We start from the raw sequence: 17435 nt of genomic DNA, 5'->3' as shown, positions 1-17435 counted from the left end.
CAGATTGACTGAATTTAAGACTTTGGACTTTACAACTTTTGACTAGTTTTAGTTATATTTTGCTGATAATTCTTTTGCAACAGTTTCAATTACATCTGTAATTTCGTCAGTCAATTTTCCTGCTTTCAACGCATCAAGAGTTCCTCTATGTTTAGCGTTTAAGAATTCTAAGAAATCTTTCTCAAATTCTCTAACTTTAGAAACAGGTACGTTTTTCAACAAGTTTTTTGATCCTGCATAAATAATAGCAACTTGATCTTCTACAGTATAAGGATCATTCAAACCTTGTTTCAAGATTTCAACGTTTCTTTTTCCTTTTTCAATTACGTTTAAAGTAACAGCATCAAGATCAGAACCAAATTTAGCAAACGCTTCCAATTCACGGAATTGTGCTTGATCTAATTTTAAAGTACCAGCCACTTTTTTCATTGATTTAATTTGTGCATTTCCTCCAACACGAGATACCGAGATACCTACGTTAATCGCTGGACGAACCCCAGAATTAAACAAATCTCCATCTAAGAAAATTTGACCATCAGTAATCGAAATTACGTTTGTTGGGATGTATGCAGAAACGTCACCAGCTTGAGTTTCAATAATTGGTAAAGCAGTTAATGAACCACCACCTTTTACGATTGATTTCAATGAATCTGGTAAATCATTCATGTTTTTAGCAATTCCATCATCAGCAATTACTTTACAAGCACGCTCTAATAAACGACTGTGTAAGTAAAAAACGTCTCCAGGATAAGCCTCACGTCCCGGTGGTCTTCTTAATAAAAGAGAAACCTCACGGTAAGCAACAGCTTGTTTAGACAAATCATCATAAACAATTAAAGCTGGACGACCTGAATCTCTAAAATATTCCCCAATAGCAGCACCAGCGAATGGAGCATATACTTGCATTGGAGCTGGATCAGATGCATTTGCAGCAACAATCACAGTATACGCCATAGCACCTTTTTCTTCTAACATTTTAGCAATTCCAGCTACAGTAGAAGCTTTTTGTCCAATAGCTACGTAGATACAAAATACTGGTTTCCCAGCATCGTAAAATTCTTTCTGATTTAAGATAGTATCAATACAAACAGTTGATTTACCTGTTTGACGGTCACCAATAACTAGCTCACGTTGTCCACGTCCTACTGGGATCATTGCATCTACTGCTTTGATACCTGTTTGTAATGGCTCGGTAACTGGCTGACGGAAGATAACTCCAGGAGCTTTTCTTTCTAATGGCATCTCGTATAAATCTCCACCGATTGGTCCTTTTCCATCAATAGGAAAACCTAGTGTATTTACAACACGACCTACCATTTGTTCTCCTACTTTAAGAGAAGCAATACGTTGTGTTCTTTTTGCAGTAGATCCTTCTTTGATTCCTGTAGATGGTCCTAAAAGTACCACACCCACATTGTCTTCTTCAAGGTTCAATACAATAGCTTCAAGTCCGTTTTCAAATTCAACTAACTCACCATATTGCACATTTGAAAGCCCGTAAATACGAGCAATACCGTCTCCAACTTGAAGTACAGTTCCTACTTCCTCTAGTGTAGCACCAGATTCAAAACCTTCTACTTGCTTTCTTAATATTGCTGAAATTTCAGCAGGTTTAATTTCCGCCATCTTAATTTATAATTTAGACACTTAATGTGTAATAAAAATTAGTTACTTAATTCTCTTTTTAAAACTTGTAATCTGTTTGCAACAGAAGCATTGTACTGCTTGTCACCTATTCTAATAATAAAACCTCCTATAATAGCAGGATCTACCGTATTGATAATTGTAATTTTCTTGTCAGACAAAGTAGCTATTTTAGCTAAAACTTTGGCTTCTAAAGCTTCATCCATAGGAACAGCTGTAGTAACAGTTGCTACTTCAACTCCGTTCACTGTATCAAACAATCCATTGTATTCTAATGCAATAGCACCTAGAATTTCAAATCTTTTGTTTTCAAATAACAAATGAAATAAACTTTTAGTCACAGAATTTGCGTCGGCAAAAACCTCTAATAAAGCACTTTGTTTTTGATCAACTTTTAAAGTTGGATTTTCAATAAAGTTTTTCAATTCTAGATTTTCTGTAACAGTCAATGCAATAGTTTTCATATCTGCATTAACAGCATCAGCCACACCTTTTGACTGTGCGATTTCTAAAATTGCTTTCGCATAACGAATTGCTGCTCTAGTTCCTGACATAATGTTAGTTTAATTTTACGTCTCCTAACATGTTCTCAACTAGTTTAGTTTGAGCCTCTTTGTTAGATAATTCGCTTTTTAATAATTTCTCTGCAATGTCCAAAGATAATGTAGAAACATGAGATTTCAATTCAGCCATTGCCGCATTTTTTTCTGCTGCAATAGCAACCTTTGCTTGCTCAATCATACGAGCTCCTTCTACTTGTGCATCCGCTTTTGAATCAGCAATCATTTTCTCTCTCATTTCACGTGCTTCTTTTAACATAGCATCACGCTCTAAACGTGCTTCTTGTAAAATACGCTCGTTTTCTGCCGTTAAATTTTGCATTTCCAAACGCGCAGTTTCAGCTGCAGCTAAAGCAGAGTTGATTGAATCTTCTCTTCCTTTTACCGCGCTCAAAATTGGTTTCCAAGCAAATTTCCCTAACAGGATAAAGAAAACTATAAAGATGATAGAGGTCCAAAAAATTAAACTCTCTGGTGCTGTAAAATTCATATATTTATATTTAAAGTTTGTTTTAGAAATAAAAACTCCCTGATACCAACCGTATCAGGAAGTTTTAAGCTTTAATTATGCGTTTGTGATTAACGCAACAACTACTGCGAAAAGTGCAACACCTTCAATAAGTGCAGCAGCAATAATCATAGCAGTCTGGATTTTTCCAGCAGCCTCAGGTTGACGAGCAATAGCGTCCATTGCAGAACCACCAATTTTTCCAATACCTAGACCTGCACCAATAACAGCTAATCCAGCTCCGATTCCAGCTAATACCATAATACTAAATTTAATATAGTTAATAATTAATAAAACACAAATTAATGGTGGTCATGCTCTTCAACAGCCTGACCAATAAACAATGCAGTTAACAACGTGAAGATATATGCCTGCAACGCCGCAACCAACATTTCAAGTACACTCATGAACACTACGAAAGCTCCAGATATAGGTGCAACCGCTACTGTTTTGAATATAAAAATCAATGAGACCAAACTCAAGATGATAATATGCCCTGCAGTGATGTTAGCAAACAAACGAATCATCAACGCGAAAGGTTTTGTCAACATACCAATAATTTCTACTGGTATCATAATAGGATATAATGCTTTTGGAACTGGTGGCAACAAAATGTGCTTCCAGTAATCTTTGCTTCCGCTAAAAGTAGTTACAATAAAAGTAATCAAGGCCAATACAAATGTAAATAAGATGTTACCCGTAAGGTTAGCACTAAAAGGGAAAAAAGGAATTAAACCAATTAAGTTGTTAATCCAGATAAAGAAAAATATGGTTAACAAATACGGCATATATTTAGCATATTTTTTAGTTCCAATATTAGGAATTGCAATTTCGTCTCTTACAAAAATAACTAATGGCTCTAGGAAACCAGCGATTCCTTTTGGTGCTTTAGGGTTTTTCTTGTATGATCTTGCTACTGCAAAAAACAAGAAGAACAATACTAAAGCCGACATTAACATGGAGAATACATTTTTTGTAATCGAAAAATCAAGTGGCCTTGCATCAAATGCGAAAGCACCATTTTTTCTTTGATCTTCTGTTAATGTTTCAAATTTATCAGCATAAAAAATAACTTCATTGAAACGAACTAATTTTTGACCGTTTATGTCAATAACATGATGTCCTTCGTTATCGTGGTGAAATTGCTCCGAAGAAAAAACCTCTAAACCAGTATTAGTCCACAAAATAACTGGAAGGTAAAACGAAATAGGGTGACCACCCCAATCAGCAATATGGAATTCGTGCGAATCACCAATGTGATCATTAATCAATTCCGTGGCATTAAATTCTTTTTCAGCAGAATGACCTGTTTCTCCGTGTGCTTCTGCAGCAGGAGCAGCATTCTCAGTGTGATTTTGAAGACTATCCGCGCTTTCATTTGCGAAAGTAACCAATGGCATACACGCTAGAAAAGTTACTAACAGGAATTGAAGTGATTTTTTTGAAATTACCATTATTAATTGAGTATCTGATTTAACGTTTTTAAAATTTTTTGCAAAGGTACATATTTAATTCAAAATTGAAAATTATAATGATGATTTTAAAAAATGAATTTTACAATCGCATTGCATTATTTTCAAGTAACTTATCTTTTATTTATCAATCGTATTGAAAATACAGTTTCAAAAAACAAAAATAGGAAATACGGGATAAAGAATGCAGCGATATCTAAATTAGTTTCTCTCCCCTTTGCTTGTATCAAAGGAATTAAAAAAACAACCGAGGCCATCATTTTAAAAAACGTAATTCCCATAAAAGCAAACCCTGTATATTCTGGTAATTTTGAATGAACAAAAAGCAGTATTATATATAGGAGTAATGATGATATAAATTGAAATAAATAAATACTCCAAGTTGTGTAAAAAAAATCGTGTTGAGATCCTAAAGCCGTTGTTGCATATTGCTGTGCAAAATACAATAGTAAGGTAAAGGGTATACAATATTTTAAAAACGTAATTAATTTGCTCATTTATTATTTTTATTACTGTTGTTCACCTGACGTATGACATTATATAGCCCAACAAAAACAGAAAATAAGGATAGCCCAATGGTAAACCAAGGGGTTGTTCCATGAGTATATTTTCCGTCCAGCCATATTCCTAAATAAGTGAATAAAAAAATGACAATCCCCATTTGAAAAGGGATTCCCATAAATAAAAGCCACTTATTAACATTACTATTTTTTGGTTCCTTTTTCACTGTCATTTGGTGTTTGACTTGTATTCATCATTTTCATGGTACAAGTAGCCGTAAAATCAGCTCCTGGTTCTACAGAAAGTTTCCCTACAAGTACTTCACCATTAATACGTGCGGTTGCTTTAATGTTTAAAAGTTCGGTTACTTGAATTTTACCTTCAAATTTCCCCTCTATATCAGCACTTTTACAAATTATGTCTCCTTTTACACTACCCAACGGACCAATAACAATTTTACCCTCTGAATGAAAATTTCCAATTAAATTTCCATCCAGTCTAAAATCAGCCTTAGAGGATATGTCTCCAGTGATTGTTGTAGCTTCTACAATTCTATTCGTTTTACCTAAAAGATCAGTGTATGGTTTTTGCTTTTTATCAAACATAGTTTATTTTTTTAGACCTAGATAAGCCTCAAGATTCTTTTTAATTTGGATTACTTTATAATTATCATTGCTAATCACAATGGCATTTGGCACATTCCCAGTAGGTTTTAATGATAGTATTTTTGTTGTGATGTTCGTTGCAAATGCACTAGAATTAAATCCGTGGATTGTGATGAAATTTTCTTTTTCATTATACACATCAAATGAGAAAGACAATTCAGTTAAATCGTTGTCTTTTATAAATTTGGTTAATTTATCTGTTAAGAGTTTAGTGGCTTCGGCATCTTTTTTCCCTACGGTGTACAATACTTTCCACTTACCGCTTTCTGTTGTCTTGAAATCTATTTTTTCTAAAAATGGAATTTGCTCTTTTAAAGTAAGCACGGCACTCTTACCTTCATCGCTATTTGGATAATTATCAGCAACATCTTGCAGCGCATTTTTAAAAGCCGTTACTCCTCTTAGTTTACCTATGGTATTGGCCTTAAGCAATTCAAATTTTGACACTATAGCATCACCTGAAAATTGTGTAATTAATAGGTCTATGTTTTCTAATACCGTTACGTACTCTTCACTTTGGAAAATTCTATACCATTTGTTATACGTTGTTTCTGGAGTTTCTTCTACAGCTACTGAACTTGAGCTGGTATTGCTTATAATTTGAGTATAGCGTGAATTAGGGAATTGAGTTTCTATTTTTTGTTTTATAGCTGTTGCTTTACTCACATCGGTAATTTGGTATAATTTATACAAATTATACAAGGTAGGTAACACTAGTTTTTCCTCAGGATTATTTAAAAGTAATTGCTCTAACTTGGCTATTGCCAATTGATTTTCTTTGAACTTCTCTTTGTAGATTATTCCTAATTGATAGTATGCCTCATTTCGGTCTTTATTTAACTTATCCAAGTCGGCTTGTTCAGTAGGTAATTTCTTGATGTAAAAATCAGTAGTGAATTGCTCTGCAAGAGCTGTTGATGATAATCCTTCTGCGCTTGTAAGTGGAGAATTAGTATCACCGTTTGCTGAACTTGCATTTGATATAGCTTTTAGCATTCTCCAATTGCCTATTGCTTCTCTATCTCCCCAATTTTTCTTAAATTCTACTTTTCCAAAAGCTACTGTGGTCGGATTGTAAAAATAAAAGGTGCTGAGTGCTTGTTGTGAAATAGGTGCGTTCCCTGATGGCGGAAGCATAGCGTTTTTTCCTCCTGGGGGTAGCGGGCTTAAATTTGTAGCTGGATCTGGTGAATTAATCGATGAATTTGCGGCTAAATTTTCTGCAATGCGTTTGTTTTTTTCTTCTAGTATTCGTTTTTGTTCTTCTTTTTCTTTGAGTACCGCAATGTATTTTTCATAATATGCAATTCTATCTGGTGTACTCATGGCTACCACCCTCAGAATACTGTCATTTCTATTGGCAATGGTTTCATATAAAATAACCTCATCAAGATCTGTTCTAATTTTCTTGATTTTTGCAAACTCTCTAGTCTTATCATTAAGTTTTACCAATGTACTATCATAATACTTAGCTGCAATAGGATATTTTGTATTTCTAAAATACATATTCCCCAGATTTCTATAATTTGAAGCTACGAGATAAGGATCTTTAGAATTTGATTTTAAGGATTCATTATACAACGCAACTGCTTGTTCTTGGTTGTTTTGCTTGTCATGAAATAAAGCCATTTGATGAAAAATCAAATTTTTAAATGGGCGGTTTTCTCGGTCATTTATTAATTTGTCAAAGGTTTTAGTGAACAATGCCACATCTCCTTTTTGATAATCAAAAAGCGATGCTTTTTTTGCTTGTGCTTGAATGACAAACTTGCGCTCCGCTTTTCTGTTCATGTCAATGACTCCTTGGTACATTGCTACGGCACTATCTTTATGTCCTAACTCTTGATATAACTGCCCTAAAATAAAACGGTATCTAGCTCTTTCTTGGTTTATTTTTGTAAAATCTATGGCTAATTTTAATTTGGCCACAGCACTGTCTTTTTGTTCTAAGTTTAAAAAAGAAGAAGCTAAAAGCGCATTTGCATCGGCAAAAACTTGTTTTTTTACTTCGTGGTCTTCTAATAACTTACTAATATTCTTGATAACGAGCGGGTCATTGCCCAAACGCATATTGGTTTTTTCACGCCAAATCTTAGCTTCGTAAATTTTACTACTGTTAGGATATTTGTAAAGAATGTAATTGAATGCATCAAGAGCTGGTATAAACCTTTGATCATAATATCTGGCTTTTCCTAGCATGAGGTACGCCTCATCTATTTGCATGTTTTTTTCTCGGCCATTAATGTTCATGGAGTGTTTTTGAATGGCCTTAGTCGCTTTGGTTTCGGCCAATTCAAAATCAGGATTTTTAGCTTTGTTTGACGCTGAAAACTCCTCTGAAATTTGCATTTTTTCTATGGGTAGAATATTCCAAAAATTATCATCACTGTTGTCGTTGACGGTTTTTGTGCCCTTGTCTAAGGCTATTTGTCCGTTGTAAAGGATGTTGTATTCTGTACTTAAGGCATGGGAATTTCTAGAAATGAAGGTGTCTTTTTTTGTAGAACAAGCTACAAAAAAAGTAAGAAGTAACCCGACAGATAATGTTTTAAATATATTGATTTTCAATGGAAAACGTTTTTATCAATTAACTATGAAATACACCTTTTAGTATATGAACTTGTAAAAATACATTTCTTTTTGATAACGTGAAAATTATGACGCTTTATTTGAACTTTACTCGAGTGCGTAAGGGATTGCAGCGGCATCCTTTATTTTTTTTCTTTAAAAAAATAAAGATAGAGCGAAAAGCCCGACCCGAGGTCTCGTTTTACTGAACGAGACTGAGGGTTACGCCCAAAAGAAACGCTAATTCATTTAGTAGATACACTCTTGGGAGGATCTATTTATCGAATTAGCGTTGTCTATTTTATTTTGAACTGTTGTGCTGAATTTATACGGCAAAAAACTGTTCTAATTCTTGTAAAGTTTCTGGTGATGTTTGAATGTCTTTGACCACGTTTCCTTTGTGCATGGCTACAATCCTGTCACTAACCTCAACGGTATGTTGCAAATCATGGCTTGAAACAAGCACGGTCACGTTAGGATCATCGGCTAGATCTTTGATGATTTTTTTCAATCGGAATTGTGTTGTTGGGTCTAAATTCGCAAACGGTTCGTCTAGAATCACTACTTCGGGACTGCCAATAAGAGTGGCAATGATGCCTACTTTTTTCTGGTTTCCTTTTGATAAATCGCGTAAATATTTTTTGTTTTTAAGGATTTCGCCGTTGAAAAATTCTTCGTGTTTGGCTAGTAAAACATCAACATCGGCTTTGTTTTGACCTCGTAAATCGCCAATGAAATAAAAATATTCTTCGGGAGTTAAGTATCCTATCAAGAAGCTTTCGTCTAGGAACGATGCTGTAAAAGGTTTCCAAGCTTCGCTGCTGTTTACTTGTACTCCATGGTTGATGATGTTTCCTGTTGAGGGCTGGATTAAATCTAAAAGCAAACTGAAAAAGGTGGTTTTTCCAGCGCCGTTGTTTCCTACTAAGCCAAAGCTTTCGCCTTTTTTTATTTCTAAAGAATCTATTTTTAATACTGTTGTTCCGTTATATGTTTTTGATAGGTTGTTTACTTGTATCATTTTTTGAAGTTTAATCGGTTGATTGGTTAAAGTGATTGTTAGTTATCCTTTTTGTTTGTAGGCCGCTATGGTAGCGTATTTCTCTGATTTATATGTTTTTTCAATCAATGAAAATGCTTTTTCTTTGAATGCAAAACCTATTACACCTAGGGCTGCTACTAGCGCTAAACCTATAGTTGGACTGCCATATTTAGACCCAAGCCAATACAATAATACAGGTAATCCTAATTGTGGTATGGAGATGAGCATGGTTTTTACATTGAAGGCTTTTTTATCACCAAAAGCACCTTTTCCTGAACTTAAATCAATAGGAGTTTTTGTATACGCTCCTCCTAATAATACAAGATGTGAGTTGACACCAATGTTATAAATGGCACCCACAATAATGGTTAAGTAAACTTGTACACCAAAATAAAGATAGAACGAAGCAATTACTGTAGTAACAATGGTAGCGATTACCATCAACCACCATTTTGAACTCAAATAGCCTTTGTACGGAATATTTTGTGTCATCATGAGCTGGTAATACGAGCTATCCCAACTCGGCACAAATTGACCGAAAGTGATTAAGAATCCACCTGAAACAAAAATTCCCGCAAAAATGTGCATCGTAGGATTGTTGTACATTGGAATTCCATTGGTAAAGAAAAGTAAACCGTAAAAAAGAAACATAATACTCATACCTACCGTAGTTTTAGAACGTTTGTTTCTTTTAATCAATTTGATATCATTTTTCAAGAAAGTTCCGATGGCTCCAAACTGGTTCAGCCAAGTTAATTCTTCTGTTTTAGCCTCATCGTGTTTGCTAGATAAACCTGCGTCTAGGTACAAGTTCTTTTTGAAATATTGAAAAGTAACATAATACAAAACAACTAGTGCAACAACTGGTATTAAGAACGCCCAATAGGTATTGAAAAGCGCATTAAAAAACGGAGCTACATAAGCTGTAATATCAAATATACCATAGTAATGCAGGCCTCCTAAAATGGCTGCACTTCCTAAAAATATGGCAAATAAATTATCTTTATTGCTCAACAATATGTTGATGAAATTATTACAATAGAATAAAGAATAAACGGCCAAGAACCAAAAAACAACTGATGCAGGGTCATATCCTTCTATAAGCAATACTATACTAAAAGGAATTAAAAAGAAGGCATGAATAATGTTGAAAAAAGACAAAATAGTTTTTCCTAGTGAGAAATGGACAATGGTTGATTTATTGATGGGAAAAATCAATAAGGGACGAATGTTGAGTACTGGAATTTTTTGAAGCATCAATCGGATAATTAAATCCATGATTACATAGTAAAACAGGAACTGATTTACTGCTACTACAGGATCTAGTTTCATTTTCTTCAGGATATAAAATGCTCCCACACCTATTCCCAAGAAAATTAAAATAAAATAAGCGGCAAAAAATCCGATCACGATTTTTAGTGCAAGATTTGAGGCAAAAGATGCCGACCGAGTAAAGGACTTCCATTCAAGAAAAAGGAATTTTGAAATCATAGTTTGGTTTTTTGGTTTGTTAGTAAGTAGATCGAAATTAAAAAATGTTACAATTTTTCGTATTTATATTCTGGATAGGTTTGTTCTAGATAGATTTGTGTTTTGGGTGGGATTATTTTAAAAATGATGAAAAGGGTAACAGATAATAACACTAAAACAAAGCTTATTGCTAGTAAAAAATAATCATTAGTTACTTCAGTGTCAATATGATTGAATATTTGTAACAATACATTAAACGGTAAAAGTATGGCACCAGAAAAAGCGCCGTATTGATTGATGATTTCTTCAAACAACCATCTTTTTTGTTCTGATTTCTTTTTTTTATTTCTTAGCCTCTGTGATTTAATCATTTCATAAATCGTAAAACCAAACAGTGAAAGATATAAACCAATGATAGTCCACTCTTGATACGAACTTGCTTTTAAAATGATAAATAATATAAAAGTCATTGCAAGTGTTAAAACAATTTTAGGAATACCAAAATACTCTTTGAAGTGCTCCCAAACCAGACTATTGTATTTTTTTCCTAAAGCAGCTTGGCGATTTTCAACCACATCCATAAATCCAAAAACCCCAAATTTTTTGAATTCTTTGTTCAAGACTTCGTCAAAAGTCAGTTTGGGATTTTGCTGCCATTCAGTTTCAATAGCGTTTGCCAAATGATCTACTAATTCTGTTTGCAAATCATAGTATTCCACATAATGCTGGCGAGTGAAAAGATAGAGTTGATTTATTTGTTCGCTGGTTAGTTTCATCTTTTAAAGATTAATTCAGTTGGTATTGATTTTTGATGGTATTGATTGATTGCTTTTGAAGATAAGTGGCACTCGCAACAAATAAAATCCCGAGTGTCCAAATCAAACAAAAAACCAGAACTACTGCTGGGTATTGATTTATTTCCTCTTTAAATGGTGGTACAAGACAAGCACATAATTGGGGAACTCCCATTAAAGTTAACCAAGGATGCACCGTTTCGGTAGCCAGAAAACGTTTGCCCTGAATCTTACGGTTTTTGTAAAAGAAACAAAGCATTGGAATGGCAAAAATGTATAAAGAACCAACTAATACTGCTACATAATTAAAAGGATTGTCTAAAAAGAACGATAACGTAAAACTTGTAAAAAAAAGTAAAATACATCCCATAATTTTAGGGAAATTTAAGTATGTTCTAATCTTCTTTCGTTGTTCGTTATGGAATTGTTCAATAAGAATTTGTTTACGCTCCTTTTCTATGGATTTTAATTCTGAATTTGTGAATTTTTTAAACGTATTCTCTTTTACTTGCTCAAAAGTCAACATAGGATTTTGGTTCCAAATCTCCTCCATACTAGTAACCATGTGATCTGTGAATTCTACTTGCAATTCATACCATTTGATATCTAAAGATTTGATGTAATTGGATACATATTCTATTTGTTCGGTGGTTAGTTTCATCTTCTAAAAATTAATTCAGCTGGTATTGTTTTTTGATATTCTCGATTGTTTTCTTTTGCAGGTGGATTGCTGTAACTGAAATCAAAATTCCTAATACCCAAAAACAACAAAAGAGTAATACTAACCATTGGTATTGGAGTAATTCTTGTTTCAGTTGATTACTCATTCCTATTCCCAAAGAAGGAAAAGAAAAGACCAAAAGTTGAGGGTTTAAGGTTTCTAAAGTTAAAAAGTCTTTACCATCAATTTCTTTGCTATTCCACCAATAGTAAAGTGATGGCAAACCAATAATCAATAAAGAACAAAATAGTACCGCTAAATATTTCTGAGGACTAACGAAATAAGCTGAAAAAGTATATGCAAGATATACTAAAAGAATACTTCCAAAAATTTTAGGGAACTTCACGTAATCAGTTATCATTTTCCATTGCACTTTCCCGCACTCTTTTTGCAAAATACGTTTTCTTTCCTCTTGAATCGATTTAAAACTAGAATGCCCTACAAACTTACTTTCAGTACACTGCTTGACTTGAAGAAAAGTTAACTCTAGATTCTTCTCCCAAATCTCCTCCATACTTGAAACCAAGTGATCTGTGAATTCTACTTGCAATTCATACCATTTTATATCTAAGGATTTGATGTAGTTTGAGACGTATTCTATTTGTTCGGTGTTTAGTTTCATGGTTTGGTAAATGATAGTTTTTTTTCTAATCGAAAATGTTTGTGAAAAAGTTTTAAATTTCCAAAAATTAAGAATAAATAAATCAAAGTTACAATCAACGAAATAGCTTTTATTTCTAAATTTTTATTCGAAGGTAAAATAGGAAAAAGACCAATCCCAATAAGTACACCGTAAAATAGTATCAAATAAAAACTTTTGTTAAAACGGTATAAATAGGTGCTTTTTATTCTAGATTGTAAAAGAAATAATTTCCCGCTTAACATTAATAATGCTCCCACTAAGGATAAAATTTTCATAAAAAACACAACGCCCAACAATAACACTGGACTCTGTAATTTATTATTAATCGCTAAAATTGCAACAGTAACTAAACTGACAATAATTGCTCCAGCAAAAAGTTCTCTTTTCTTATCATTAGCTAATTTATCTACAATAATCTTTGGAGCCGAAAACCCGTTACCAAGCCATAAATTATGAGAAGCTGGCCTTAATTGTAACTTCCATTTTTGAAATACTTCTTTTAAAATAGTCTCAAAAGGTTTCGAGTCATTAATGGTTTCGGTCTCAATTTCTGAAGCGATATGATCAATCAATTCTATTTTAATATCGTCATAAACAACGCCATTTAAAATTAAGGTTTCTTCTATTTGGGCTATTTGTTCGGTGGTTAGTTTCATAAAATAAAGATTAAACTAATTTCAATTTTTTAACGATTTTAAAATGTTCACTAGCCAACATTAATTGAAAGAAAGAGTATACAAATGGACTACATAATAATATACAACCTACTAAATTTTGCAAAAAAGAATTAGTAGCATCAAAATGCTTCAATGGATCTCTATAGATGTTAAACTGTAAGCAAAATAAAAAAACAACCCAACCTCTGAAAAGAAACAATCTTCCGTACATAGTTTTAATTGTAGATCTCCAAATCAAGAACATACTTATACTGGTACATACTATCAATATGGTGTAAGTTACTTGTAAAGCTAAACTAATAGCTTTAAAGGTTTCTTTTTCAAATGTATTTGAAACTATAAAAGCTAGTATAGACCCGAAAACAAGAACTAAAAAAAATATATTTAAAGCCTCTCTTTTAGAATAAGCGACTAATTTGTCTACTACAAATCGAGGTGCTTTAAAGAAAGCTCCTAACCAAGCATAACTTGAAGAAATTACTAGTGCACTTTTCCATTTCTCAAAAACTGATTTAAAGACAATGTCAAATGAAATTTCTTCCTGACTCATTCTTTCTTCGATTTCTGATGCTATGTGGTCAATTATTTCTAGCTTCACATCTTGATAAACAAGACCGTTTAAAACTAAAGTTTCTTCTATTTGGGCTATTTGTTCGGTGGTTAGTTTCATCTTGAAAAAATTAAAATTCTAAACTAGGCTTAGGGCTCACTAGACTCTGCATGTTTCTGATGAAATCTTCGAGTTCTGAGAGTCGGTTTACGGTTTCCTTCTCGCCTGCTTCGGTTAGTTTATAATACTTGCGCATGCGGTTGTCTACTTTTTCAATTTCAACATCCAAAATTCCTTCGGCCTCAAGTTTGTGCAAGGCAGGATACAAAGCGCCTTCGGTAATATTGAGTTCACCCGCAGTAATAGCTTTTACTTTCTGAGTGATTTCATAGCCGTACATCTTGCCATTTTCTTCCAGCAATTTCATGATAATCGTATTCAGACTTCCTTTGTACAATTGTGAGTTTTTCATTTTCATTTTCTTTTGGAAAAACAAATATACATAGGATTCTTATACATAACAATTCTATGTATGTAAATTTTTCAAAGGCTTTAATTTAAGAAACCTATTGACTTTAGTATCTTTGTAAAAAAATAAACAGATGTCATCCTTTTTAAAACTTATCATAAAAGAAGTTAAACGCGAAACTCAAGATGCGGTTTCTATACTTTTTAATGTACCAGAAGAACTAAAAGCAAACTATGCCTTTGTTGCTGGACAATATTTAAATTTAAAATTAACCCTTGACGGTCAAGAAATTCGCCGTGCCTACTCTATTTGTAGTGCACCGGATAGCGGCGAATTGCGCATTGCTGTAAAAGCAGTCTCAAACGGTATTTTCTCGCAATTTGCCAACAACAAGCTCCAAGCGGGTGACGTTCTCGAAGTAGGTACTCCGGAAGGAAAATTTACATTTGAACCTCAGGCTGATCGCCAACGCAACTACGCTGCTTTTGCGGCAGGAAGTGGAATTACTCCTGTAATGTCGATCTTAAAATCGGTTTTACACAACGAGCCAAACAGCACTTTTGTTTTGGTTTATGGCAACAAATCACCTGAAGACACTATTTTTCATCAAGAGTTACACGATTTGCAATTGCAATATGTAGGTCGTTTGTTTGTACATTATGTGTACAGTCAAGTTCAGGTAGAGCCTTCTTTATTTGGCCGAATTGACAAATCAACAGTGAATTTTGTTTTAAACACAAAACACAAAGAACTTGATTTTGATAAATTTTATTTGTGTGGTCCTGAAGAAATGATCAATACCGTTTCTGGAGTTTTAAAAGAGCACAACGTAAAGGAATCAAATATTAAATTTGAATTATTTGCTTCTTCAACCAAAGAAAATAAAATAGAAAAATCATTAGGAGGTCATTCAAAAATTACCGTTTTGGTAGATGATGAGGAAACGACCTTTGAAATGTCGCAAAAACAAACCGTTCTGGATGCCGCTTTAAAACAAGGAATTGATGCTCCATACTCTTGCCAAGGCGGAATTTGTAGCAGCTGTCTGGCTCGTGTTACCTCTGGAACTGCCGAAATGTCGAAGAATTCTATTCTTACTGATAAAGAAATTGCCGATGGTTTGATACTTACCTGTCAAGCGCATCCTACCTCTGAAACTCTTTATGTAGATTATGATGATGTTTAAAAACAGGCTATACGATAACAAGAACTTCTCTGAAAAGGGAAGTTTTTTTGTTTTAGGGAGTTGAGATTTTTAGTATATTAGTAGACTTAATAGTCTATTACAAGCAATTCTTCTTTAAATCCTATAAGGTAAGACAGTATATTTATTTACCTTATCATCTTGCATTAAATCATGAAAATTAAAAAAATTGAAATTGAACCACTGACAACTAAAAATTTAATACTTAAACCATTTACAATTCCATTTTGCCAAAATATTTTAAATAATGATTTTAGTGATTTAGAAAAATGGAACTATCAAAAAGGAAAAAGTTGGCCAGACATGGATGTTTTAGATACTTTGCCTAGAATTATTAATAATTTAAACAAAGTAGGCTATCCAACAGGTTTTGAATCTTGGATGATAATCAAGAAAGACACAAAGGAAATAATTGGAGATTTAGGATTTAAAGGATTTAACAATAAAAAAGAAAATATTGATATTGGATATGGCATAATCAAGGAAGAAAGACGAAAAGGTTTTGCAGAAGAAGCCGTAAGAGAGCTAATAAAATGGGCTTTCTCCAACGAAAAAATAAAAGAAATTACAGCAAATTGTTTAACAGAAAATATTAGTTCAATAAATCTTCTACATAAATTTAATTTCACCAAGATACGTGTTGAAAATGAGATGATTTATTGGAATCTAATCAACAAAAATTATAAAAAAACAAGCTAATAAATCTCACCGAAAGTTTTACCTAATTAGATTTGAGTACTATAATTTTAAGTTGTTTTATTTTATAAAATCAAATGATCGATAGAATTTAATATATCCTTTTCATAAGTTGTTACAAAATTGAAAAAATAAACGAACTGTTGAAATTATTCAGCTTAGTTATTGATAACTACTGAACAAAACCTTAATTTTCTTAGTGGTTTAACTGAACATTATCAATTGTTAACACTATTAATCACTTTGAAATAGTTCCTAAAATCTAATCTTAACTTGATACTTTTTTATTTCAAATACCATAGAACAGTAAATTTTAAAGTATTGTCAAGATAAAAAAATGATTTTAGAGTTAATCTTGTTCTAAAATTCAATATTATAAAATCCAATATTTAATCTACAGTCAAAACATTACAAGAAAGCATTCCACAAAAACAGGTTTTTTTGACGCTTATTTTCTTCCTTATCTTCCCCATACGTATACCAATCTTTTGTTTTTTCTTCGATCAAGGTTTTTAATCCTATTAAATCGTAGGTTTTTTTAGCTGTAATGGACTTGATCGCGGCGCTATCATTGCTTTTTAAATCTACCTTAGTTGCAATGTAAGAGGTGTATAATCTAGGAATTGATAGACCTAAAATAAGTCCTGGCAATCCGTTTATAGAACATGGACCTCCAGAAATGGTGATATCATTTGTATAAAATGCAAAAACATATACATCATCCATTATTTTACCAACTGCTTTTCTACAATTATAGCCAGCAATTTCTCTGTGTTCATTAGTAATCTTCCACTGAATGTTAGGAATACTATCTACAACTACAAAATTGGTTCCTACAATTTGTTTTTGCATGTTCATTTTTCGAGCTGTAAAATCAAAAAACCAACTGTTCTCTTCGTCTGCGTCTTTTTCGTGTTTCGGGATTCTAGTTTTGGGACTCCAACGGTCGAATTTAAAAATACTTTTATTGTCCTCAAAAGTATAGGTGAAATAGGATATTTTTAAATCAGACATGTTTTCTTTCATTTGCTCATCCCAACTGTCATTACTCATTGTTTTTTTAAGATTGGTGCTTACTTCATATTCAACTACAGCCTTATCTACAAATTGCTGAGCAAATAATCCTGTAGTGCAAACAAAAGCTACGAGATAAAATAGGATTGATTTCATAGGATTGGATTTTATACTTTTTGATGTTTTCATTTTAGTTATAATGCTTAAAAACGTTATTCAACGCATGATTCTACTTAA

General features: G+C 33.0%; 20 protein-coding genes. 3 read left to right on the top strand and 17 right to left on the bottom strand.

From position 1 onward, the window contains the following. Positions 1-48: 48 nt before the first annotated feature. The 5 genes from atpA to atpB all read right to left on the bottom strand — a co-directional run bounded on the left by atpA (position 49) and on the right by atpB (position 4166). On the bottom strand, positions 49-1626 hold the full coding sequence (atpA, locus tag IQ05_RS03755) for a F0F1 ATP synthase subunit alpha (protein ID WP_144889987.1): 1578 nt from the start codon (positions 1624-1626) through the stop codon (positions 49-51). A 38-nt stretch (positions 1627-1664) separates the two neighbouring features. After that, positions 1665-2198 carry an ATP synthase F1 subunit delta gene (atpH, locus tag IQ05_RS03750; RefSeq protein WP_144889985.1) on the bottom strand — a complete coding sequence of 178 codons (534 nt, stop codon included), beginning with the start codon at positions 2196-2198 and terminating at the stop codon, positions 1665-1667. A 4-nt stretch (positions 2199-2202) separates the two neighbouring features. Continuing rightward, positions 2203-2694 carry a F0F1 ATP synthase subunit B gene (locus tag IQ05_RS03745; RefSeq protein WP_144889983.1) on the bottom strand — a complete coding sequence of 164 codons (492 nt, stop codon included), beginning with the start codon at positions 2692-2694 and terminating at the stop codon, positions 2203-2205. 75 nt (positions 2695-2769) lie between these two features. After that, complete coding sequence (gene atpE / locus IQ05_RS03740) at positions 2770-2973, bottom strand: ATP synthase F0 subunit C (protein WP_039113322.1); 204 nt, start codon at positions 2971-2973, stop codon at positions 2770-2772. Between the two features lie 41 nt (positions 2974-3014). Next, the gene (atpB, locus tag IQ05_RS03735; RefSeq protein WP_144889981.1) at positions 3015-4166 is read right to left on the bottom strand and encodes a F0F1 ATP synthase subunit A; all 1152 of its coding nucleotides are present in this window, start codon (positions 4164-4166) and stop codon (positions 3015-3017) included. Positions 4167-4259: 93 nt separating this feature from the next. Between atpB and IQ05_RS03730 the strand changes: the two genes are divergently transcribed. Further along, complete coding sequence (locus IQ05_RS03730) at positions 4260-4502, top strand: hypothetical protein (protein ID WP_144889979.1); 243 nt, start codon at positions 4260-4262, stop codon at positions 4500-4502. Positions 4503-4677: 175 nt separating this feature from the next. On the opposite strand, the gene IQ05_RS03725 is transcribed toward IQ05_RS03730, so the two are convergent. From IQ05_RS03725 to IQ05_RS03675, 11 genes are all read right to left on the bottom strand, one after another. Then, entirely contained in the window at positions 4678-4863 is a 186-nt protein-coding gene (locus IQ05_RS03725) for an AtpZ/AtpI family protein (RefSeq protein ID WP_262711528.1), read from the bottom strand. Between the two features lie 25 nt (positions 4864-4888). Beyond that, the gene (locus IQ05_RS03720; RefSeq protein WP_144889975.1) at positions 4889-5290 is read right to left on the bottom strand and encodes a bactofilin family protein; all 402 of its coding nucleotides are present in this window, start codon (positions 5288-5290) and stop codon (positions 4889-4891) included. A 3-nt stretch (positions 5291-5293) separates the two neighbouring features. Beyond that, entirely contained in the window at positions 5294-7918 is a 2625-nt protein-coding gene (gene porW, locus IQ05_RS03715; protein WP_144889973.1) for a type IX secretion system periplasmic lipoprotein PorW/SprE, read from the bottom strand. A 325-nt stretch (positions 7919-8243) separates the two neighbouring features. Then, the gene (locus IQ05_RS03710) at positions 8244-8939 is read right to left on the bottom strand and encodes an ABC transporter ATP-binding protein (protein WP_144889971.1); all 696 of its coding nucleotides are present in this window, start codon (positions 8937-8939) and stop codon (positions 8244-8246) included. Positions 8940-8981: 42 nt separating this feature from the next. Further along, positions 8982-10451, bottom strand: coding sequence for a DUF5687 family protein (locus IQ05_RS03705; protein ID WP_144889969.1), 1470 nt, complete (start codon positions 10449-10451; stop codon positions 8982-8984). A 47-nt stretch (positions 10452-10498) separates the two neighbouring features. Continuing rightward, a complete protein-coding gene (locus IQ05_RS03700) occupies positions 10499-11206 on the bottom strand; it encodes a hypothetical protein (RefSeq protein ID WP_144889968.1) in 708 nt (235 codons plus the stop codon). Between the two features lie 10 nt (positions 11207-11216). Further along, positions 11217-11885 (bottom strand): hypothetical protein, encoded by a 669-nt coding sequence (locus tag IQ05_RS03695; RefSeq protein ID WP_144889966.1) that lies wholly within the window; start codon positions 11883-11885, stop codon positions 11217-11219. 10 nt (positions 11886-11895) lie between these two features. Then, positions 11896-12567, bottom strand: coding sequence for a hypothetical protein (locus tag IQ05_RS03690; protein WP_144889964.1), 672 nt, complete (start codon positions 12565-12567; stop codon positions 11896-11898). After that, positions 12564-13244 (bottom strand): hypothetical protein, encoded by a 681-nt coding sequence (locus IQ05_RS03685; protein ID WP_144889962.1) that lies wholly within the window; start codon positions 13242-13244, stop codon positions 12564-12566. The genes IQ05_RS03690 and IQ05_RS03685 overlap by 4 nt, the downstream gene beginning before the upstream one ends. A 10-nt stretch (positions 13245-13254) precedes the next feature. Then, the gene (locus tag IQ05_RS03680; protein WP_144889960.1) at positions 13255-13935 is read right to left on the bottom strand and encodes a hypothetical protein; all 681 of its coding nucleotides are present in this window, start codon (positions 13933-13935) and stop codon (positions 13255-13257) included. A gap of 10 nt (positions 13936-13945) precedes the next feature. Further along, a complete protein-coding gene (locus IQ05_RS03675) occupies positions 13946-14287 on the bottom strand; it encodes a PadR family transcriptional regulator (RefSeq protein ID WP_144889958.1) in 342 nt (113 codons plus the stop codon). 130 nt (positions 14288-14417) lie between these two features. On the opposite strand from IQ05_RS03675, the gene IQ05_RS03670 reads away from it, so the two are divergent. Together IQ05_RS03670 and IQ05_RS03665 are read left to right on the top strand one after the other, a co-directional pair. Next, positions 14418-15470 carry a ferredoxin--NADP reductase gene (locus IQ05_RS03670; protein WP_144889956.1) on the top strand — a complete coding sequence of 351 codons (1053 nt, stop codon included), beginning with the start codon at positions 14418-14420 and terminating at the stop codon, positions 15468-15470. Positions 15471-15641: 171 nt separating this feature from the next. Further along, positions 15642-16187: a GNAT family N-acetyltransferase gene (locus tag IQ05_RS03665; protein ID WP_144889954.1), complete on the top strand. Its 546-nt coding sequence runs from the start codon at positions 15642-15644 to the stop codon at positions 16185-16187. A 405-nt stretch (positions 16188-16592) separates the two neighbouring features. On the opposite strand, the gene IQ05_RS03660 is transcribed toward IQ05_RS03665, so the two are convergent. After that, the gene (locus IQ05_RS03660) at positions 16593-17354 is read right to left on the bottom strand and encodes a GLPGLI family protein (RefSeq protein WP_158634573.1); all 762 of its coding nucleotides are present in this window, start codon (positions 17352-17354) and stop codon (positions 16593-16595) included. Between the last annotated feature and the right edge of the window lie 81 nt (positions 17355-17435).

Source organism: Flavobacterium tiangeerense (assembly GCF_007830355.1).
In the GTDB taxonomy this organism is placed as follows: domain Bacteria; phylum Bacteroidota; class Bacteroidia; order Flavobacteriales; family Flavobacteriaceae; genus Flavobacterium; species Flavobacterium tiangeerense.
The sequence above is the reverse complement of the archived record's forward strand: the minus strand, read 5'-3'. Positions and strand labels throughout refer to the sequence as shown.

Bases quoted from the DNA above. Each gene is read 5' to 3' on its own strand.
- IQ05_RS03660 (WP_158634573.1), bottom strand. From the start codon at position 17,354: ATGAAATCAATCCTATTTTATCTCGTAGCTTTTGTTTGCACTACAGGA.
- IQ05_RS03685 (WP_144889962.1), bottom strand. From the start codon at position 13,244: ATGAAACTAACCACCGAACAAATAGCCCAAATAGAAGAAACCTTAATT.
- IQ05_RS03705 (WP_144889969.1), bottom strand. From the start codon at position 10,451: ATGATTTCAAAATTCCTTTTTCTTGAATGGAAGTCCTTTACTCGGTCG.
- atpB (WP_144889981.1), bottom strand. From the start codon at position 4,166: ATGGTAATTTCAAAAAAATCACTTCAATTCCTGTTAGTAACTTTTCTA.
- IQ05_RS03665 (WP_144889954.1), top strand. From the start codon at position 15,642: ATGAAAATTAAAAAAATTGAAATTGAACCACTGACAACTAAAAATTTA.
- IQ05_RS03725 (WP_262711528.1), bottom strand. From the start codon at position 4,863: ATGGGAATCCCTTTTCAAATGGGGATTGTCATTTTTTTATTCACTTAT.
- IQ05_RS03695 (WP_144889966.1), bottom strand. From the start codon at position 11,885: ATGAAACTAACCACCGAACAAATAGAATATGTATCCAATTACATCAAA.
- IQ05_RS03675 (WP_144889958.1), bottom strand. From the start codon at position 14,287: ATGAAAAACTCACAATTGTACAAAGGAAGTCTGAATACGATTATCATG.
- atpH (WP_144889985.1), bottom strand. From the start codon at position 2,198: ATGTCAGGAACTAGAGCAGCAATTCGTTATGCGAAAGCAATTTTAGAA.
- IQ05_RS03730 (WP_144889979.1), top strand. From the start codon at position 4,260: ATGAATTTTACAATCGCATTGCATTATTTTCAAGTAACTTATCTTTTA.
- atpA (WP_144889987.1), bottom strand. From the start codon at position 1,626: ATGGCGGAAATTAAACCTGCTGAAATTTCAGCAATATTAAGAAAGCAA.
- IQ05_RS03690 (WP_144889964.1), bottom strand. From the start codon at position 12,567: ATGAAACTAAACACCGAACAAATAGAATACGTCTCAAACTACATCAAA.
- IQ05_RS03745 (WP_144889983.1), bottom strand. From the start codon at position 2,694: ATGAATTTTACAGCACCAGAGAGTTTAATTTTTTGGACCTCTATCATC.
- IQ05_RS03700 (WP_144889968.1), bottom strand. From the start codon at position 11,206: ATGAAACTAACCAGCGAACAAATAAATCAACTCTATCTTTTCACTCGC.
- IQ05_RS03670 (WP_144889956.1), top strand. From the start codon at position 14,418: ATGTCATCCTTTTTAAAACTTATCATAAAAGAAGTTAAACGCGAAACT.
- IQ05_RS03680 (WP_144889960.1), bottom strand. From the start codon at position 13,935: ATGAAACTAACCACCGAACAAATAGCCCAAATAGAAGAAACTTTAGTT.
- atpE (WP_039113322.1), bottom strand. From the start codon at position 2,973: ATGGTATTAGCTGGAATCGGAGCTGGATTAGCTGTTATTGGTGCAGGT.
- IQ05_RS03710 (WP_144889971.1), bottom strand. From the start codon at position 8,939: ATGATACAAGTAAACAACCTATCAAAAACATATAACGGAACAACAGTA.
- IQ05_RS03720 (WP_144889975.1), bottom strand. From the start codon at position 5,290: ATGTTTGATAAAAAGCAAAAACCATACACTGATCTTTTAGGTAAAACG.